Source organism: Aliivibrio logei, assembly GCF_001691055.1.
Classification (GTDB): domain Bacteria; phylum Pseudomonadota; class Gammaproteobacteria; order Enterobacterales; family Vibrionaceae; genus Aliivibrio; species Aliivibrio salmonicida.
Genome location: NZ_MAJU01000053.1, coordinates 1 through 313 on the forward strand (window position 1 = coordinate 1; position 313 = coordinate 313).

At 48.9% G+C, this 313-nt stretch carries 1 protein-coding gene; it reads left to right on the top strand.

All coding sequences use genetic code 11. The annotated features are described in order from the left end of the window. A partial coding sequence (locus A6E04_RS20750) for an Ig-like domain-containing protein (RefSeq protein ID WP_139078917.1) occupies positions 1 to 313 on the top strand: 313 nt, incomplete at both ends.

Here is a 313-nt window from a genome sequence, read left to right on the forward strand (position 1 = left end):
ACCATGACCATCAATGGTACCGACTACCAAACCACGGTTGATGAAAATGGCAACTGGAGTGTCGATGTCGCGGGCAATGATCTAGCTAACGATACCGAGTTCGATGTTGTTGTTAGCTCAAGTGACGATGCTGGGAATACCATCGAAAGCTCAGTAACATCAAGCCATACGGTCGATCTTGAAGCGGCAGAAGGCACCGTGACGGTAGCGACTATCACGGCAGATGACGTGATTAATGCAGCAGAAAGTGGACAAATTATTGCGGTCACCGGTACAGCAACGGGTGGTGATATCAGTGAAAACGATGTGGTGA